Origin of the sequence: Bacteroides sp. ET336 (assembly GCF_024733815.1) — a bacterium.
Lineage (GTDB): Bacteria > Bacteroidota > Bacteroidia > Bacteroidales > Bacteroidaceae > Phocaeicola > Phocaeicola cellulolyticus.
In genome coordinates this window covers 1-276 of record NZ_JANRHK010000077.1, presented here as the reverse complement: position 1 = coordinate 276, position 276 = coordinate 1, and the positions used below count along the sequence as shown (strand labels likewise).

At 49.3% G+C, this 276-nt stretch carries 1 rRNA gene; it reads left to right on the top strand.

The features are described 5' to 3' along the window. Positions 1 to 276 (top strand): 23S ribosomal RNA (locus tag NW213_RS16910); the annotation flags it as partial.

Below are 276 nucleotides of genomic sequence, written 5' to 3'. Positions count from 1 at the left end.
GTAGTAAGGGGCTAACGCAGGGAACTGAAACATCTTAGTACCTGCAGGAAAAGAAAATAACAATGATTCCCCCAGTAGTGGCGAGCGAACGGGGAAGAGCCCAAACCTCTTATGTTACGGCATAAGCGGGGTTGTAGGACCACAACGTTGCAAGAACTCTTGTGAGAAGAACGATCTGGAAAGTTCGACCACAGACGGTGACAGTCCGGTATTCGAAGCAAGACGAAGCATAGTGGTATCCTGAGTAGCGCGGAACACGAGGAATTCTGCGTGAAT